1 rRNA gene is annotated in these 380 nt (G+C 52.9%); it reads left to right on the top strand.

The window, feature by feature from the left end:
- Positions 1-380, top strand: a 16S ribosomal RNA gene (locus AB4Y44_RS42510); the annotation flags it as partial.

Raw genomic sequence — 380 nt, 5'->3', positions numbered from 1 at the left:
TGGGAACTGCATTGGTGACTGCATCGCTGGAGTATGGCAGAGGGGGGTAGAATTCCACGTGTAGCAGTGAAATGCGTAGAGATGTGGAGGAATACCGATGGCGAAGGCAGCCCCCTGGGCCAATACTGACGCTCATGCACGAAAGCGTGGGGAGCAAACAGGATTAGATACCCTGGTAGTCCACGCCCTAAACGATGTCAACTGGTTGTCGGGCCTTCACTGGCTTGGTAACGTAGCTAACGCGTGAAGTTGACCGCCTGGGGAGTACGGTCGCAAGATTAAAACTCAAAGGAATTGACGGGGACCCGCACAAGCGGTGGATGATGTGGATTAATTCGATGCAACGCGAAAAACCTTACCTACCCTTGACATGTACGGAA

It is taken from the genome of Paraburkholderia sp. BR10937, assembly GCF_040965695.1.
GTDB lineage: Bacteria > Pseudomonadota > Gammaproteobacteria > Burkholderiales > Burkholderiaceae > Paraburkholderia.
The sequence above is the reverse complement of the archived record's forward strand: the minus strand, read 5'-3'. Positions and strand labels throughout refer to the sequence as shown.